This is a genomic window from Shewanella sp. GJ50-10 (assembly GCF_055808815.1).
The window spans coordinates 2,087,114-2,103,611 of the sequence record NZ_JBVVSS010000001.1; the positions used below are offsets into that span (position 1 = coordinate 2,087,114).

Here is a 16,498-nt window from a genome sequence, read left to right on the forward strand (position 1 = left end):
TTTTATTAATGTCCCAATGCGGAGTTTTAGCAATGCCTAAAATGAAAACAGATAAGGGTGTTCAAAAGCGCTTCAGAAAAACCGCTAATGGTTTCAAGCGTAAACAAGCACACTTACGTCATATTTTGACAAAGAAGAGCACTAAGCGTAAACGTCACTTACGTGCTAAATGTTTAGTTGCAAAGTCTGATGTGCCAGCAATCGCACGTCAACTACCATACGCTTAATTAAAGGAGATATGAACAATGCCTAGAGTTAAGCGTGGTGTAACCGCTCGTGCTCGTCACAAGAAAGTACTTAAATTAGCCAAAGGTTATTACGGAGCTCGCTCACGTACTTACCGCGTTGCTGTTCAAGCAGTAACTAAAGCTGGTCAATATGCTTACCGTGACCGTCGTCAAAAGAAACGTCAATTCCGTCAACTTTGGATTGCACGTATCAATGCGGCTTCTCGTCAAAATGGTCTTTCTTATAGTCGTTTCATTAACGGCCTTAAAAAAGCATCAATCGAAATCGATCGTAAGATTTTGGCTGACATCGCTGTATTCGACAAAGTTGTATTTACAACTTTAGTTGAAAAAGCAAAAGAAGCTTTAGCTAAGTAATTAGTTAAAATGCTTTAAAAAAGGAGCCTTCGGGTTCCTTTTTTTATGCCTATCATTTATTTTTAAATATGCTGTAACGTCTGACATTATTAAATCGTCATTATTAACGGAATAATTTTATGACTGTAATCTCAACTTCCCGCCTTAACATCTCACTCATGACACTCAATGATGCTGATTTACTTTTTGAATTAGATCAGGATCCAGCTGTCATGAAATATATCAATGGCGGTAGAAAAACAACACGCAAAGAAATTGATCAAGTTTTTATTCCACGACTCGCAAGTTATTTAAATTCCGAAAAGTGTTGGGGATTGTGGAAAGTATTCAATAAAGAAGATTATTTTTTGGGATGGATTCTAATCAGGCCAATGGATTTCTTTACAGACAAGCCACAATTTAAAAACTTAGAGATTGGTTGGCGTTTTAAGCAAACTGCATGGGGTAAGGGTTTTGCTACTGAAAGTGCTAAAGCAGTTATTGAGCATATTGTAGAACAACACCCAGACATTATTAAATTTTCAGCGATAGCGGATGAACTTAACACTGCATCAATTGGTATTATGAAAAAACTTGGTATGGAATATATAGAAACGATATTACATCCAGATGTTGAAGGGGACGTCGATGTGGTTTTGTACTCAACGTTTTTAAGTCTTACAAATAACTCAAACTAATTACTTAAAAACTAAAATGAAAAAGCCAGCTAATGCTGGCTTTAATTTTATTAAGTTTAATTATGTTCGGCTAAATGAAACTATTCATGCCTCTAACATTAAACTTAGAATAATCTTACTGTGCATCTAAGAATCGTTCAGCATCTAGAGCAGCCATACAACCAGACCCAGCTGATGTAATTGCTTGACGATAATGTTGATCCATTACGTCACCGCAAGCATAAATACCTTCTACACTTGTTTGTGTCGCATTACCTTGCAGACCACTGTTAACGGTAATGTAGCCGTAATTCATATCAAGCTGACCGTCAAAAATACCTGTATTTGGACTATGGCCGATGGCAATGAATACACCTGCAACGTCTAGAGACGAAATTGACCCATCTTTAGTACTCTTCATATTCAAACCAGTAACACCCATGTTATCACCTGTCACTTCATCAAGAGTTTGATCTAAGTGAAGGATAATATTTCCGTTTGCTACTTTGTCCATAAGTCGATTAATTAAAATCTTTTCTGAGCGGAAAGTATCACGACGGTGAATTAAGTGAACTTCTGATGCGATGTTACTTAAGTAAAGTGCTTCTTCAACTGCGGTGTTACCGCCGCCAACTACGGCTACTTTTTGGTTACGGTAGAAGAAACCATCACAAGTAGCACAAGCTGAGACACCACGACCCATAAATGCTTCTTCGGAAGGTAAGCCTAAATATTTGGCTGATGCACCAGTTGCAATGATCAATGCATCACAAGTAAATTCGCCATTATCGCCTTTTAATTTATAAGGACGTTCACTGAAATCCACTTCATTAATATGATCGAAAATGATTTCGGTATCGAATTTTTCAGCGTGTTGCTGCATTCTTTCCATTAACGCAGGGCCAGTTAAGCCTTCAGCATCACCAGGCCAGTTTTCAACTTCAGTCGTCGTGGTTAATTGACCACCTTGTTGCATACCGGTAATCATTACTGGCTTTAAATTAGCACGAGCAGCATAAACTGCAGCAGTATAACCAGCAGGACCTGAACCTAAGATAAGTAGGTTAATATGACGAGCTTGACTCATTATTGTATTTCTCCGTATTCATGCCTTTAGCAATTTGCATGGATTGTAGGGAATTTAAAGGATGGGGTAAAGCGCAGAAGAGTCTAAGATATAGATTGTATTAATCGATTCTGTAAACAAAAGGCACCTTTAAAAGTGCCTTAACCGTGTTCATATTCTAGTAGCTTATGTGGCAGCTAGGTAAGTCATTCTTTTCTATATAGTTTTGATGATATTCTTCCGCTTGATGAAATTGTTGTAACGGCACAATTTCAGTTACAATTTGGCGCACACCCCATTTACCACTCTCTGTGAGTTGCTGTTTTGAATCTTGTGCAAGTTGTTGTTGATTTACATCGTGAAAGAATATGGCACTTCTATATTGATGACCAACATCATCACCTTGCTTGTTCAAGGTAGTAGGGTTATGGTTTTGCCAAAAAACAGCCAGTAAGGTTTCATAAGACACAACCTTTTCATCAAACTCTATTTGAACAACTTCTGCATGACCTGTTTGACCTGCTTTAACTTCTTCGTATGTTTGAAACTGATCTTTACCACCCATGTAACCACATTTTGCATCAAGAACGCCTTCTACTTGTTTAAAAAAGTATTCAACACCCCAAAAACAGCCTGCACCAAATGTCGCTAATGTCATAATATATCCATAAAGAAGTCTAGATGGCTAAAATTATATTTATTCTGAAACAGAATGCAAGTAAAGATTTACACTATGGTAATTGTCTCTTAACGTTAGCTTCCCTCAGTTGTGTTAGAATCAACACTTGTGATTGAAACCAAATCAGTTTTAACCGTCTTTCAAGGAGTCTTCGTGTTTCAACAATTAATGGATGAAAAAGATTTTCTAGCTTTTACGTTAGCTAACATCGATAAACACATTTCCCAACACAGTTTCACCTTATCTAATCAAACAACAGTAAAAATAATAGATAACGGTGTCATCAGTTTTACCCCACATGCTGGTTCAACCAAAGATATTGTCTTATCGTGTGCTGTGCATGGTAATGAGACTGCGCCGATAGAAATTTGTAACGAACTTATTCAAGCATTGCTAGAAGAAAAGATACAAACTGCGCATCGGGTTTTGTTTTTAATTGGTAACCCTGAATCAATTTTAACTGAAACACGATTTGTAGAAGAAAATATGAATCGTCTATTTAGCGGCGCTCATTCAATGGGTGAGGGCTTATGTAACAAAGAAAGAATACGGGCTAAAAATCTAGAAGATTATGTACGTGACTTTTTCTTAGACAATGAAGAGTCTCAACGTATTCATTACGATTTACATACTGCGATAAAGCCATCTAAACACGAGAAATTCGCTATTTATCCTTATAGACCAGGTAGAAGTTTCAGTCAGCAACAAATTATGTTTTTAGCAGGCTGTGATGTGGATACTATTTTGTTCCACCATGAACCAACAACAACATTTAGCTATTATTCTTCAGAGCAGTTCCAAGCTGATGCATTTACCGTTGAACTGGGTAAAGTGATGCCTTTCGGTCAAAATGATATGAAGAAATTCGCTAACACTCGTAAAATGTTGAATCAATTGATAACTCAACAAAATATTGAGCTAGAAGTATTCGATAGTAATAAAGTTAATTTGTATAAAGTCTCTCGTTCAGTCAATAAACACTTCGATGATTTTACTTTCTCTTTTCCTAAATCAACTGTGAACTTTACTGGTTTCGAACAAGGGCAGACTTTAGCAACAGAGGGTGGTAAAGAAATTAAAATCGAATACCCGTATGAAGCTATCGTTTTTCCAAATGAAAATGTACCTGTAGGACAACGCACGGTATTATGTTTGATACCAGCGCCTAACGAAGATATTCACTAATTTGTAAAGCTAGATATACAAAATTAGTGAAAGGTTATTCACCAGATGGAATGAACATTAGTTGATCGCAAGTTTACGTTAACGTAATGTTCGTTCGCATATAATAATTAAGCTTTATTTTATAAGGCCTCACATAATAAGAGCACAATATGAGCAACGCACCACTGAATAATGAAACAGTGCATCGTGTCAGCTTCTTAGACAAAGCTTCCTTGCACATTCCTATTTTAAAAATTCTGCAAGCAGATGGCACTACATACGAAAATGCTGTTATGCCAGTAATCGATAAAGCATTAGCAGAAAAAATTCATGATACTTGTGTTTTTACCCGAGTATTAGACGAGCGCATGCTCAGTGCTCAAAGACAAGGCCGTATTAGTTTTTACATGACTTGTACTGGTGAAGAAGCATCTATTATTGGTAGCACAGCAGCATTAGATGATGGAGACGTTATCTTAGCTCAATACCGTGAACATGCTTCTTTGCGTTACCGTGGCTTCACAACTGAACAATTTATGAATCAAATGTTCAGTAATGAAAAAGATTTAGGTAAAGGCCGTCAAATGCCAATTCATTACGGTAGTAATGAACTTAATTACCAAACTATTTCATCACCACTTGCAACTCAAATCCCACAAGCAACCGGCGTTGCCCATGCATTTAAGTTACAAGGCAAGCGTAACGTAGCCATTTGTTACTTTGGTGAGGGCGCAGCTTCTGAAGGTGATTTCCACGCGGGCCTAAATATGGCTGCAGTGCTTAAATCACCGACTATCTTCTTTTGTCGAAATAATGGATATGCGATTTCTACTCCAACAGAAGAACAATTTGCAGGTAATGGCATTGCTAGTCGCGGTGTAGGTTACGGTATGCATACAATTCGTGTTGACGGTAATGACATGTTAGCTGTACTTGCAGCGACTCAGCAAGCTCGTGCCCACGCGCTAGAGCATAACGCACCAGTGTTAATCGAAGCGATGACTTATCGTTTAGGTGCTCACTCATCATCGGATGATCCATCAGGTTATCGTTCTAAAGAAGAAGAAGCTAAGTGGGAGCAACATGACCCAGTTAAGCGCTTTAAGCTTTGGATGATCAACAAAGATTGGTTAAACGAAGCTGATGATGCAGCACGTTATGAAAAATACCGTGAAGAAGTACTTAGCGCCGTTAAAGTAGCTGAGAAAGTACCTTTACCGCACATAGATGGTTTGATTACAGACGTATTGAATAAGCCTACACTTGTGTTAGAAAAGCAGCTTGCAGAGCTAAAACAACATATTAAAAAATATCCAAAGTCTTATCCTAAAAGCGCAGGGAGAATATAATTGTGGCTGAAATGAATATGTTACACGCCATCAATGATGCACTTGCAATTGCAATGACTGCTGATGAAAGAATGGTAGTGTTTGGCGAAGATGTTGGGCATTTTGGCGGAGTGTTCCGCGCAACTTCAGGTTTACAGGAAAAATTCGGTCGTGAACGTTGTTTCAATACGCCACTAACCGAACAAGGCATTGCAGGTTTTGCTAACGGACTGGCTTCAAATGGCATGACAGCCGTAGCTGAAATCCAATTTGCTGATTATATCTTTCCAGCATTTGACCAAATAGTGAATGAAACGGCAAAGTTCAGATACCGCAGTGGTAATCAGTTCAATGTTGGTGGTTTAACATTCAGAACGCCATATGGCGGCGGGATTGCGGGTGGTCATTACCACTCACAATCGCCTGAAGCTTACTTTACACAAACACCGGGTTTGAAGGTGGTTATTCCTCGTAATCCAGAACAAGCTAAAGGGTTATTACTAGCTTCAATTCGCGATCCGAATCCTGTTATTTTCTTTGAACCAAAACGCCTATATCGTGCATCTGTAGGTGAAGTTCCAGCCGGTGATTTTGAAATAGAAATTGGTAAGGCTGAAGTCGTTAAGACTGGTAATGATATAACATTACTGGGTTGGGGCGCTCAGATGGAAATACTTGAAAAAGCAGCTAAAATGGCTGAAAAAGACGGTATATCATGTGAAATTGTCGATTTAAGAACGCTTGCTCCTTGGGACATTGATACAGTAGCTACCTCAGTTAAGAAAACAGGTCGTCTATTGATTAACCACGAAGCGCCTTTAACAGGTGGTTTTGCAGGTGAAATTGCAGCGACAATTCAAGAAGAGTGCTTCTTACATTTAGAATCTCCAATTAGTCGCGTGTGTGGTTTAGATACACCTTATCCACTTATTCTTGAAAAAGAATATATGCCTGATGAACTTAAAACCTACGAAGCAATTAAAGCTTCAGTCAATTTCTAGGAGCAAGATATGATTAAAGATTTTATTTTGCCTGATATTGGTGAAGGCGTCGTGGAATGTGAACTCGTAGATTGGATGGTAAAAGAAGGCGACGTTGTCGTTGAAGACCAACCAATTGCTGACGTGATGACAGATAAAGCATTAGTGCAAATTCCTGCACCTCACGCAGGTGTTATCACAAAGCTTTATTATGCTAAAGGTGAAATTGCGCAAGTACATGCACCTTTGTACGCGGTAGAACTTGATGCAACAACAGCTGTTACAACAGAATCTGAATCAGTTGTTGCTGACTCAGTTGAAGAGCCTGCTGAAATAGTCAATCAACCAACTACAAACGTTAATACTAATGCTATCGAAGAGTTTTTGTTACCTGATATTGGTGAAGGTATTGTCGAATGTGAATTAGTTGAGTGGTTAGTCGCAGAAGGCGATATGGTTGTTGAAGATCAACCGATTGCAGATGTGATGACTGATAAGGCACTTGTTCAAATACCTGCGATTAAAAACGGTAAAATCGTAAAATTACATTATCGTAAAGGTCAGCTTGCAAAAGTCCATGAACCACTATTTGCTATTGAAGTGGAATCAGCTGGACACGTGGCAGAAGTAACTCAATCAGTTAATGAAGTAAGCACTGATACAGCAACGTCAATTACAGCTGAGCCAGTGGCACAGGGTAAAGCATTAGCAAGTCCTGCAGTACGCCGTTTAGCACGTAGTTTAGATATCAACATTGCCAATGTACCAGGTACAGGTAAGAACGGCCGAGTTTACAAAGAAGATATCGAAAACTTTGCCAATGGCAATACAGCAACTCAGCCAGTCGCTTCTCAATCACAATCCAATGTGAATGCACAAGCGGCAAGTACTTCTGCAGTATCGAATACTTCAAGCAATGTAGTGACAGCATCTGACAGAGTTGAGCCAATAAAAGGCGTTAAAGCTGTTATGGCTAAAATGATGGTTGAGTCAGTTTCGACAATCCCACATTTTACTTATTGTGAAGAATTCGATTTAACTGAGTTAGTTGCATTACGTGCTGAAATGAAGCAACGCTACTCATCTGATGAAGTGAAATTGACTATGATGCCTTTCTTTATGAAAGCGATGTCATTAGCCATTAATGAATTCCCAGTACTAAATAGCCAAGTCAATGCAGATTGTACTGAGCTTACCTATAAAGCTAGCCATAATATCGGCATGGCTGTGGACTCAAAAGTGGGTTTATTAGTACCTAATGTGAAAGATGTACAAAATAAATCGATTTTAGAAGTAGCAGCAGAAATTACCCGTCTCACTACAGCAGCAAGAAGCGGTAGAGTCAGCCCTGCTGATTTAAAAGGTGGATCAATTTCAATTTCAAATATTGGTGCTTTGGGAGGAACGGTTGCGACTCCTATTATCAATAAACCAGAAGTTGCCATTGTCGCTTTAGGTAAATTACAAACCTTACCGCGCTTTAATGCTAACGGTGAAGTAGAAGCTCGCAAAATAATGCAAGTTAGTTGGTCTGGTGATCACCGCGTTATCGATGGCGGAACCATTGCTCGTTTCTGTAATTTATGGAAGCAATATTTAGAGCAGCCACAAGAAATGTTATTAGCAATGCGCTAAATCAATCTTGCTAATGTTTTAACAATATAAAGGACGCTAATGCGTCCTTTAATTTTGTTAAGCGTTTTTGTATAATCGCCGGACGTTGTAACTTCTCGGAACCATAATGATCACTTCGGCACCGAATATCGAATCTATCGAATATCCTTTTCCTGCAAAACCTGCTTTATTGTCAGATGCTGAAAAAGCGGCTTCAAAAGCAAGAATTAAACAGCTGTTAATCGACCAAGATGCTGTTTTAGTTGCACACTATTACACAGATCCTGAAATCCAAGCGCTAGCTGAAGAAACCGGTGGTTGTGTTTCGGACTCATTAGAAATGGCGCGCTTTGGCCGTGATCATCCAGCAAAAAAATTAATTGTTGCTGGCGTTAAGTTTATGGGCGAAACATCTAAGATTTTAAGCCCTGAAAAAACAGTATTGATGCCAACTTTAGAAGCAACATGTTCATTAGACATTGGCTGTCCTATCGACAAGTTTTCAGAGTTCTGCGACGCCCATCCTGATCATACAGTGGTTGTCTATGCCAATACCTCTGCCGCTGTTAAAGCCCGCGCTGACTGGGTGGTGACGTCTAGTATTGCGCTAGAGATTGTTGAACATCTAGATAGCGAAGGTAAAAAAATTATTTGGGGTCCAGACCGTCATCTAGGTAGTTACATTGCTAAAGAAACTGGCGCAGATATGTTGATGTGGCAGGGCGATTGTATTGTTCATGACGAATTTAAAGCAAAAGCCTTAAGAGAGCTAAAAATTCAGCATCCAGAAGCTGCTATTTTGGTTCACCCTGAGTCACCAGCCAATGTCGTCGCACTGGCTGATGCAGTCGGATCAACTAGCCAATTAATAAAAGCTGCGCAAACAATGGATAATCAAGAATTCATTGTCGCAACTGATCGCGGTATTTTTTATAAAATGCAGCAAGCAGCACCTGGTAAAACATTAATTGAAGCACCAACGGGTGGTAATGGTGCAACTTGTAAAAGCTGTGCCCATTGTCCTTGGATGGCGATGAATGGATTACAAGCTATTGAAGCCTCACTAACTGCAACAGATAAAACTGATCATGAAGTGTTTGTAGATGATGCTTTGCGTGATGATGCTCTAGTACCATTAAACAGAATGCTTAATTTTGCTAAAACCTTAAATATGAAAGTGAAGGGTAACGCGTAATTTTATTGCAAAATTAACAAACAAAAAGCCCTGCTAGTGCAGGGCTTTTTAGTGTTTCAACTTTATCAATTAAAACAAATTATTTTGCTGTCATTAATGCAACTGTATTATCTAACATGCGGTTACTGAAACCCCATTCGTTATCATACCAAGCCATAACTTTAACTAGTCGGCCATTAACGCGTGTTTGAGTGGCGTCAAAGTTTGAAGAAAATGCATTATGGTTGAAATCAATAGAAACTAAAGGTTCAACATTAATAGCAAGGGCTTCATTCAATGGTGAAGTTTTTGCTGCATCAGCTACGATTTTGTTAATCTCTTCAACCGTTGTGTCACGAGAAGCTTGGAAAGTTAAATCCACAAGTGATACGTTAACTGTAGGTACACGAACAGCTAACCCATCAAACTTACCTTGAAGTTCAGGAACCACAAGACCTACAGCTGCAGCTGCGCCAGTTTGTGTTGGGATCATTGACATCGCTGCTGCACGAGCACGACGTAAATCAGTGTGATAAACATCTGATAGACGTTGGTCATTGGTGTAAGCATGAATGGTTGTCATTAAACCAGATTCAATACCAACTGAGTCATTAAGCGGTTTTGCAAAAGGAGCTAAACAATTGGTTGTACATGAAGCATTTGAAATCACAGTCATGTCGCTAGTTAATACTTCATTATTCACGCCGTATACAACGGTAGCATCAACATTTTTACCAGGAGCTGAAATGATAACTTTCTTAGCACCGGCAGTTAAATGAGGTTGTACTGCTTCTTTAGAAGTGAAGATACCTGTACATTCATAAACAACATCAACGTTTAATTCTGCCCAAGGTAATTTAGAAGGGTCTCTTTCTTGGAAAGTCAGGATTTTATCGCCATTAACATAGATAGCTTCATCATCATGATCAACTTTAGCGTTGAAACGACCATGTACTGAATCATATTTGGTAAGGTGAGCATTGATTGAAGCATCACCCAAATCGTTTAGAGCAACGATTTCAATTGGGTAATCCTTTTCGCTTTCATAAAGCGCACGTAAAACATTTCTACCGATACGGCCATAGCCGTTAATTGCTACACGGATAGTCATTGCATATCCCTCAAGTGATTATAAATCTGTTACGTAAATCATATGGTAGTAAAATTACCAAATTAACGATTTTCGTCAAGTAAAAAAGCCTCAAAACGGCAATAAAAGCTAAAATATATGTATTTTATTTACAAAATACGACAACTCACACTTTTGAACGTCTTTTTTGAAAGTGCAATACATTGAAACTTGTTAATTAATTGAGTTTCAGTGTAGCCAACAAGCGATGGTTTGTTTATTCAAATCTTAATTTAATTTCACTTGTATCGAACTTGCCGTTATTTAGTTGTTTAACAAGTTCTGCAGCGTCTATATCCAATTGTTTTGCTAGTTCACTATCATTAGCTATTAATGCGAGTAATTTATCTTCTGAGGCGGTGTTGATACTCATTAAAGTATTTGCTTTAGTTAACAGGTATTCGTTTTCCGAATTTTGTTCTCTGCGATAAATGGTCGCCAGTGCGAGCAGCCAATCAGAATCAATATCTTTTGCTTTAACGTCCGAGAGTAATTGAATATAAAGTAACTTAGCTTTGGCTAAATCTGTTTTTATATAGTGAGAGGCTACTTGGGCAATCATAAAGGTTTCTGTTAGCTCCCCGGCTTGTTCGGTTTTTATAACGATATCGCGTGAAGGGAAGTCATTAAATTTAGTCCAACGGTAATAGGCAAGATAAATATCAGGGTTGTCTTTGGTGTACTCTTGTAATTGGGCTAAGTTTTGAGTGCTTACCGCATAAGCTCGTTCTCTATCCTCGGTGCGGTGAGTATTTATTATATGTTTTACACCGGCCGCCAATTCAATGCAGTTACTATAGGACTCAAGTTTAATTAATTGGTCATAAAGTTGCTTACCTGATGGGCTATCAATCAGCTTCAATTGATAACGACTACGGATTAAGTCACCTTTTTCCACTAAACACCAACTATCTTTATGTAAATCCGCACAAAGTTCAGGATTTTTTTACATATGCTGGCACTATTTCGGCCAACATCACAACCAAATAAGCCGAATAAAGCAGCAAATACGGAAAATGATGTAATTATTACTAAACTTTTATTCAAAACAGGCTCCAAAATGGCATTTTATCTAATAAAATTACAGGTTTACTAAAAATTTCTTACTGGCGAAAAAGTGGAAATTTCATTACAATGTCGCCGACCAAAAGGGGATATCCCTACCAAATAATGATTATTGGTCTTTTCTTTTTGTTACTCAAACCTTTCTGCAAACATATGCTGAAATATGAGATAAAGGATCTTTTTAATGAGCGCTGATAAACACCTACAAAGTTGGCAAGAACGTTTCGAAATGGCTGAGGCTATGCAGCCTTTACTTGGTAAACTTTATCGTAATCAAGGCGTTGAAGTCTTAGTTTATGGTAAACCACTTTTAAACGCATCTACAATTGAAATTATTAAAGCGCATCGACTTGTTCGTCGTCACATCGGCGAAAAACTACGTCTACGTGAAAGCTTTCCATTCGTTGAAGCATTAAGTAAGTTATCAGTAAAGCACTGTAAAGTGGATATAGGCAAATTAGCCATTAATTACTGGCGTGACAATGCTGATGCATCAGAAATTCAAGCATACATGACCAAAGAGCTAGAACAAGGCTTAAACTTTGGTGATGACGTTGATTCTAAAGATGTTGTTCTTTATGGCTTCGGGCGTATTGGTCGTTTATTAGCTCGTCTAATGATTGAAAAGACTGGTAAAAGCAACAAACTATGTTTACGCGCTATTGTATTACGTGGCGGTAAAAAAGGTGATTTAGAAAAACGTGCGAGTTTACTTCGTCGTGATTCAGTTCACGGACCATTTAATGGTTCTGTAGAAGTTGATGAAGAAAATAACGCAATTATTGCCAACGGTACTTACATTCAAATTATTTACGCTAACTCACCTGATCAAGTCGATTATACCCAATACGGTATCAATGATGCTTTAGTGGTAGATAATACCGGTATTTGGAAAGATGAAGATGGTTTAGGTCTTCACCTTAAGAGTAAAGGCGCAAGTAAAGTATTGTTAACTGCTCCTGCTAAAGGTGCGATTAAGAATGTTGTTTACGGCGTAAACGAAAACGATATTTTACCTGAAGATATGATTGTTTCAGCAGCTAGCTGTACAACTAATGCGATTACGCCGGTACTTAAAGCTGTCAATGATAAATACGGTATTGAAAACGGTCATGTAGAAACTATTCATTCATACACTAACGACCAAAACTTAATTGATAACTATCATAGTGCTGATCGTCGTGGACGCAGTGCACCATTAAACATGGTAATCACTGAAACAGGTGCTGCAAAAGCTGTAGCTAAAGCATTACCTGTAATGGAAGGTAAGTTAACTGGCAACGCTATTCGCGTTCCAACACCAAACGTTTCAATGGCAATTATTAGCGTTAACCTAAACGGTGAAACTAATCGCGATGAATTAAACGAATATCTTAAAGATATCGCATTAACATCTGAGCTTAAGAACCAAGTGGATTACACGGATTCAACTGAAATTGTATCTAGCGACTTAGTAGGTTCACGTTATGCTGGTGTTGTTGACTCTCAAGCAACAATTGCTGATGGTAAACGTGCAATCTTATATGTTTGGTACGACAACGAGTTTGGTTATAGCTGCCAAGTTGTTGGTGTAATGCAGAAGATGCTTGGTCTAACGACTTTGTCTTTACCTGAAGCATAAACTAACTATTATCTTAGTTGTTCAAAAAAGCACTTCAACTGAAGTGCTTTTTTATTTGTTTTAATTGATAAATAGATATAAATTGCGCAATACGTTGATTAATACATCAAACAGTTCGTAAAGCTTTAAAATAGTGTAATTGCGCATTGACACATTTGCGTAAAACGGTAGAATTCCATTCCGCACTCAGAGACAAGTTGGTTAACAGTTTTATCTAAGTGTTTTGTTTGATATGCGACATTAGCTCAGTTGGTAGAGCGATACCTTGCCAAGGTATAGGTCATCGGTTCGAACCCGATATGTCGCTCCAATCAAACAACGGCGCGATGGCAGAATGGCTATGCTGCGGATTGCAAATCCGTCGACCTCGGTTCGACTCCGGGTCGCGCCTCCACAATTTTGTTTAATTGTAATGCTATTTAAGCAGGACGGTTAAAACAACACTTATGCCCGAGTGGTGGAATCGGTAGACACAAGGGATTTAAAATCCCTCGCTTAATAGGCGTGCCAGTTCAAGTCTGGCCTCGGGTACCATTATTCTTCCATGAAGAGCTTACATACGACTTATTGTATTAAGAGTATGGTGCGAAAAAGCCTCAACGAAAGTTGGGGCTTTTTTGTATCTGAAATTTATAGAAATGATTCACAGAATAAAAGCAAAATCCCTCGTCGTTTTAAATAGGGCGTGCCAGTTCAAGTCTGGCCTCGGGTACCATTATTCTTCCATGAAGAGCTTACATACGACTTATTGTATTAAGAGTATGGTGCGAAAAAGCCTCAACGAAAGTTGGGGCTTTTTTGTATCTGAATTTATAGAAATGATTCATAGAAGAAAAGTAAAATCCCTCGTCGTTTTAAAATAGGGTGTGCTAATTCATGTCTAGCCTTAGGCAGCATTATTTTGGATCTAGATAAAATTTTAATTTTATCTACTTATTAATAGCTAGAAACGACTAGAGCAATTTAAAAGTGATAAACGAATTACACAGTTAATCAAACTATAAGCAAAAGCAGTCAAACCTCTATTTGTATCATGGTGAATGGTTTATAAGTTATTGATTATTCATTTTAGGGGTTAGTTTTTTAGTAAATGTTCAAACTGTGAACTAATTCTTCCATCATTACCAAAAGTCACTATTTCAAAGCGTTATTCAGTGGTATAAATACCATAAAATAGTGGTTCACTTCATACGAAGGAAAGAAGTAATGATATTTTCTCAGGTCCCTCAAGCTCCAGCCGATCCTATCTTAGGTTTAACAGACGCATTTAAAAAAGACATTCGTAAAGAAAAGGTCAACTTAGGTGTTGGTATTTATAAAGATGAAGCAGGGCAAACCCCTGTGCTTAAATCTGTAAAAAAAGCTGAAGCAATATTATTAGAAGCTGAGAAAACAAAAAACTATTTAGGTATTGAAGGTGTTGAACAATACAACGCTGTTGTTCAAACCTTACTGTTTGGACAAGACAGTGAGATTATTGGTGATAAACGAGCATTTACAGCTCAAGCCCCTGGCGGAACAGGCTCTTTAAGAGTTGCAGCTGAATTTCTTGTTAGAAATACCGATTCTAAAACCCTATGGGTAAGTAACCCAACTTGGGCAAACCATCAAAACATTTTTCAAACTGCGGGTTTAGAAATAAAAGAGTACGGTTATTATAAAGCAGAAACCCATGAAATGGATTTTGATGCAATGATAACAGACTTACAAGGAGCGAAAGCTGGCGATTTAGTGTTATTACATGGTTGCTGTCATAACCCAACGGGAATTGATCTAAATGCATCCCAGTGGGAAATTGTTGGCCAGTTATGCGCAGACAAAGAATTAGTTCCTTTGTTTGATTTCGCTTATCAAGGTTTTGGGGCAGGTATTGAAGAAGATGCACAAGGTTTACGAATTGTTGCGGCTAAAGTACCTGAACTATTAATCGCAAATTCATTTTCTAAAAACTTTGGTTTATACAATGAACGTATTGGTGCAGTGACAATTGTAGCGGCAGACGAAACTGCAGCGCAAAAAAGCTTTAGCCAAATCAAAAAGACTATTCGCGCTACCTATTCAAATCCACCTGCACACGGTGGCTTAATCGTAAGTACAATTTTATCTGACGATACTCTTCGTCAAGAGTGGGAAGCTGAATTAACTGAAATGCGACAACGTATCGCTGAAATGCGTACCTTATTTGTAGAGACATTAAAGTCAGAAGGCGTTGAGCAAGATTTCAGTTTCATATCGCGCCAAAACGGAATGTTTAGTTTCTCGGGTTTAAATAAAGAACAGGTCAATCGATTGAAAGAAGAGTTTGCAGTTTACATTGTAGGTTCGGGCAGAATAAGTGTTGCAGGGATGACGAAACAAAACATCCCTGTTATTTGTAAAGCCATTGCAAAAGTACTCTAAGTTAGAAATAACAAGTGCTTGATTGCTGATAAAAATGCCGCTTGTCTAAACGATGCGGCATTTTTATTTTATAACTTATTTTGATACTTGAATTGTTGATGCAATCGCATCAGCCAATGCCTGTTTATGATGCAAACCAGCATGATGGTCACTAACTAAAGGGAAATTACTTACAAACTCGCCAATATCTATGCTTTTACCATGACTGATAACATTATTAATCGCTTTTCTACCAACTAATTGATTAATCCAATTAACTTTTTCTTCAAGTGATATTTTATTCGCGGCACAACCTTCCTTAGTCAAATTTTCGATAAAGATAATTTGAGCATTTGATTGTGAAATGGCATCTGCAATTGCAGGTAGTAGCAATGGGGGGAGTACACTCGTTAGGAAACTTCCAGGTCCTATGATAATTAATTGCGCTTTCTTGATAGCCTCTATGGCTTCACACGTAGCACTAACTTGTGGCTCAAGCCCTAAAGAGCTTGGGATTTCATTCATACCATCGACATTGGTTTCACCAAATATTGTTTTTCCTTCAATATTCAAAGCAGTTAAATGAGTCGGCTCTTCAGACATTGGAATGATTCTAGTATCAATCTTCAGAATTGTTCGAATGAGTTTTATTGCTTCTAAAGGTCTGACACAAAGCTGCTCAAGAGCATATAAGATTATATTGCCAAGATTATGACCATTAAGTTCATTATCACCATTAAACCGATGATCAAACAACATAGTGCCAATAGAAGGTCTGTGAGCGAGTTGAGATAAACAGTTTCTTAAATCCCCCCAAGCTATCGTGGTTTCGTCTTCCCTTATACGACCAGTTGAACCACCGTTATCTGTTGTCGTGACAATACCTGTTAATTTAGGACCTAAAAAAGATAACGATGCTAATACTCGACCTAAACCATGACCACCACCTAATGCGACAACGTGATCTAATTGGCTAAACTCTGGGTTCATCATTTTTTGATTCCTTTCATACTCTTGATGACTTTTGAAACTACTATA

At 38.2% G+C, this 16,498-nt stretch carries 15 protein-coding genes and 3 tRNA genes; 13 read left to right on the plus strand and 5 right to left on the minus strand.

Annotation, left to right across the window (positions count from 1 at the left end; translation table 11 throughout):
- Positions 1-32 precede the first annotated feature (32 nt).
- The 3 genes from rpmI (at position 33) to AC0L4E_RS08680 (ending at position 1,282) form a co-directional block, all read left to right on the plus strand.
- Positions 33-227 carry a 50S ribosomal protein L35 gene (gene rpmI / locus AC0L4E_RS08670; protein ID WP_055023949.1) on the plus strand — a complete coding sequence of 65 codons (195 nt, stop codon included), beginning with the start codon at positions 33-35 and terminating at the stop codon, positions 225-227.
- A gap of 18 nt (positions 228-245) precedes the next feature.
- Positions 246-605, plus strand: coding sequence for a 50S ribosomal protein L20 (rplT, locus tag AC0L4E_RS08675; protein WP_012325107.1), 360 nt, complete (start codon positions 246-248; stop codon positions 603-605).
- 119 nt (positions 606-724) lie between these two features.
- Complete coding sequence (locus AC0L4E_RS08680; RefSeq protein WP_473678863.1) at positions 725-1,282, plus strand: GNAT family N-acetyltransferase; 558 nt, start codon at positions 725-727, stop codon at positions 1,280-1,282.
- 115 nt (positions 1,283-1,397) lie between these two features.
- On the opposite strand, the gene trxB is transcribed toward AC0L4E_RS08680, so the two are convergent.
- Together trxB and msrA are read right to left on the minus strand one after the other, a co-directional pair.
- Entirely contained in the window at positions 1,398-2,348 is a 951-nt protein-coding gene (gene trxB, locus AC0L4E_RS08685) for a thioredoxin-disulfide reductase (protein WP_473678864.1), read from the minus strand.
- A 157-nt stretch (positions 2,349-2,505) separates the two neighbouring features.
- Positions 2,506-2,985: a peptide-methionine (S)-S-oxide reductase MsrA gene (gene msrA / locus AC0L4E_RS08690; protein ID WP_473678865.1), complete on the minus strand. Its 480-nt coding sequence runs from the start codon at positions 2,983-2,985 to the stop codon at positions 2,506-2,508.
- Between the two features lie 174 nt (positions 2,986-3,159).
- On the opposite strand from msrA, the gene astE reads away from it, so the two are divergent.
- The 5 genes from astE (at position 3,160) to nadA (ending at position 9,287) form a co-directional block, all read left to right on the plus strand.
- Positions 3,160-4,191, plus strand: coding sequence for a succinylglutamate desuccinylase (gene astE / locus AC0L4E_RS08695; protein ID WP_473678866.1), 1,032 nt, complete (start codon positions 3,160-3,162; stop codon positions 4,189-4,191).
- 149 nt (positions 4,192-4,340) lie between these two features.
- Complete coding sequence (locus AC0L4E_RS08700) at positions 4,341-5,519, plus strand: thiamine pyrophosphate-dependent dehydrogenase E1 component subunit alpha (protein ID WP_473678867.1); 1,179 nt, start codon at positions 4,341-4,343, stop codon at positions 5,517-5,519.
- Positions 5,520-5,521: 2 nt separating this feature from the next.
- Complete coding sequence (locus AC0L4E_RS08705) at positions 5,522-6,499, plus strand: alpha-ketoacid dehydrogenase subunit beta (protein ID WP_473678868.1); 978 nt, start codon at positions 5,522-5,524, stop codon at positions 6,497-6,499.
- A gap of 9 nt (positions 6,500-6,508) precedes the next feature.
- A complete protein-coding gene (locus AC0L4E_RS08710) occupies positions 6,509-8,113 on the plus strand; it encodes a dihydrolipoyllysine-residue acetyltransferase (RefSeq protein ID WP_473678869.1) in 1,605 nt (534 codons plus the stop codon).
- Between the two features lie 106 nt (positions 8,114-8,219).
- Positions 8,220-9,287 carry a quinolinate synthase NadA gene (gene nadA, locus AC0L4E_RS08715; RefSeq protein ID WP_473678870.1) on the plus strand — a complete coding sequence of 356 codons (1,068 nt, stop codon included), beginning with the start codon at positions 8,220-8,222 and terminating at the stop codon, positions 9,285-9,287.
- Positions 9,288-9,366: 79 nt separating this feature from the next.
- Here nadA and gap read toward each other — a convergent pair whose 3' ends face one another.
- A complete protein-coding gene (gap, locus tag AC0L4E_RS08720; protein WP_473678871.1) occupies positions 9,367-10,377 on the minus strand; it encodes a type I glyceraldehyde-3-phosphate dehydrogenase in 1,011 nt (336 codons plus the stop codon).
- Positions 10,378-10,612: 235 nt separating this feature from the next.
- Positions 10,613-11,293 (minus strand): DUF2989 domain-containing protein, encoded by a 681-nt coding sequence (locus AC0L4E_RS08725; RefSeq protein ID WP_473678872.1) that lies wholly within the window; start codon positions 11,291-11,293, stop codon positions 10,613-10,615.
- A gap of 351 nt (positions 11,294-11,644) precedes the next feature.
- On the opposite strand from AC0L4E_RS08725, the gene AC0L4E_RS08730 reads away from it, so the two are divergent.
- The 5 genes from AC0L4E_RS08730 to AC0L4E_RS08750 all read left to right on the plus strand — a co-directional run bounded on the left by AC0L4E_RS08730 (position 11,645) and on the right by AC0L4E_RS08750 (position 15,481).
- A complete protein-coding gene (locus AC0L4E_RS08730) occupies positions 11,645-13,081 on the plus strand; it encodes a glyceraldehyde-3-phosphate dehydrogenase (protein WP_473678873.1) in 1,437 nt (478 codons plus the stop codon).
- A 234-nt stretch (positions 13,082-13,315) separates the two neighbouring features.
- Positions 13,316-13,391 (plus strand) — tRNA-Gly (locus tag AC0L4E_RS08735).
- Positions 13,392-13,401: 10 nt separating this feature from the next.
- A tRNA-Cys gene (locus AC0L4E_RS08740) sits at positions 13,402-13,475 on the plus strand.
- 54 nt (positions 13,476-13,529) lie between these two features.
- Positions 13,530-13,615: transfer RNA gene (locus tag AC0L4E_RS08745), tRNA-Leu, on the plus strand.
- A gap of 672 nt (positions 13,616-14,287) precedes the next feature.
- The gene (locus tag AC0L4E_RS08750; RefSeq protein WP_473678874.1) at positions 14,288-15,481 is read left to right on the plus strand and encodes an amino acid aminotransferase; all 1,194 of its coding nucleotides are present in this window, start codon (positions 14,288-14,290) and stop codon (positions 15,479-15,481) included.
- A gap of 75 nt (positions 15,482-15,556) precedes the next feature.
- Here AC0L4E_RS08750 and yvcK read toward each other — a convergent pair whose 3' ends face one another.
- Positions 15,557-16,453, minus strand: coding sequence for a uridine diphosphate-N-acetylglucosamine-binding protein YvcK (yvcK, locus tag AC0L4E_RS08755; protein WP_473678875.1), 897 nt, complete (start codon positions 16,451-16,453; stop codon positions 15,557-15,559).
- Positions 16,454-16,498: the final 45 nt, after the last annotated feature.

Coding starts and splice junctions, on each gene's coding strand:
- msrA (WP_473678865.1), bottom strand. CDS start 2,985: ATGACATTAGCGACATTTGGTGCAGGCTGTTTTTGGGGTGTTGAATAC.
- AC0L4E_RS08700 (WP_473678867.1), top strand. CDS start 4,341: ATGAGCAACGCACCACTGAATAATGAAACAGTGCATCGTGTCAGCTTC.
- AC0L4E_RS08710 (WP_473678869.1), top strand. CDS start 6,509: ATGATTAAAGATTTTATTTTGCCTGATATTGGTGAAGGCGTCGTGGAA.
- rpmI (WP_055023949.1), top strand. CDS start 33: ATGCCTAAAATGAAAACAGATAAGGGTGTTCAAAAGCGCTTCAGAAAA.
- trxB (WP_473678864.1), bottom strand. CDS start 2,348: ATGAGTCAAGCTCGTCATATTAACCTACTTATCTTAGGTTCAGGTCCT.
- yvcK (WP_473678875.1), bottom strand. CDS start 16,453: ATGATGAACCCAGAGTTTAGCCAATTAGATCACGTTGTCGCATTAGGT.
- rplT (WP_012325107.1), top strand. CDS start 246: ATGCCTAGAGTTAAGCGTGGTGTAACCGCTCGTGCTCGTCACAAGAAA.
- AC0L4E_RS08730 (WP_473678873.1), top strand. CDS start 11,645: ATGAGCGCTGATAAACACCTACAAAGTTGGCAAGAACGTTTCGAAATG.
- nadA (WP_473678870.1), top strand. CDS start 8,220: ATGATCACTTCGGCACCGAATATCGAATCTATCGAATATCCTTTTCCT.
- AC0L4E_RS08750 (WP_473678874.1), top strand. CDS start 14,288: ATGATATTTTCTCAGGTCCCTCAAGCTCCAGCCGATCCTATCTTAGGT.
- AC0L4E_RS08680 (WP_473678863.1), top strand. CDS start 725: ATGACTGTAATCTCAACTTCCCGCCTTAACATCTCACTCATGACACTC.
- gap (WP_473678871.1), bottom strand. CDS start 10,377: ATGACTATCCGTGTAGCAATTAACGGCTATGGCCGTATCGGTAGAAAT.